We start from the raw sequence: 443 nt of genomic DNA, 5'->3' as shown, positions 1-443 counted from the left end.
GAGGAACTGTTCATGATTTGGAAAGGAACATTGTGTTAATTGCAAAGAGAGATGATAGCTTATACACGTTTGATATGAGTACCACCACTCTGCCAAATGATGTATGTTTTATCTCGAAGACTCAAGATGAGCTGAAGTGGTTATGGCACAAAAGGCTTTCTCATATGAACTTCAAAGACATCAACAAGCTTGCACAACATGAGTTGGTGTCTGGTCTTCCAATTATGAAGTATGAGAAGGACAAGCTGTGTCATGCTTGTGAGAAGGGAAAACAACATAAAGCAACATTCAAGTCAAAGAACTTTTCTACCCTTGAATCATGTCTTGATCTTCTTCACATGGATTTATTTGGTCCAGTTAGTACTCCAAGCTTTAATGGCAAGAAGTATACACTGGTGATTGTTGATGAATATTCAAGATATACTTGGGTTTTCTTTCTCAAA

1 protein-coding gene is annotated in these 443 nt (G+C 37.2%); it reads left to right on the top strand.

What is annotated here, in order from left to right; translation table 11 throughout:
• Positions 1-164 precede the first annotated feature (164 nt).
• A partial coding sequence (locus NJ376_RS28565) for a hypothetical protein (protein ID WP_408906685.1) occupies positions 165-443 on the top strand: 279 nt, incomplete at its 3' end.

The sequence above is a fragment of the Siccirubricoccus soli genome (assembly GCF_024178315.1).
GTDB classification, from domain to species: Bacteria; Pseudomonadota; Alphaproteobacteria; order Acetobacterales; family Acetobacteraceae; genus Siccirubricoccus; species Siccirubricoccus soli.
The sequence above is the reverse complement of the archived record's forward strand: the minus strand, read 5'-3'. Positions and strand labels throughout refer to the sequence as shown.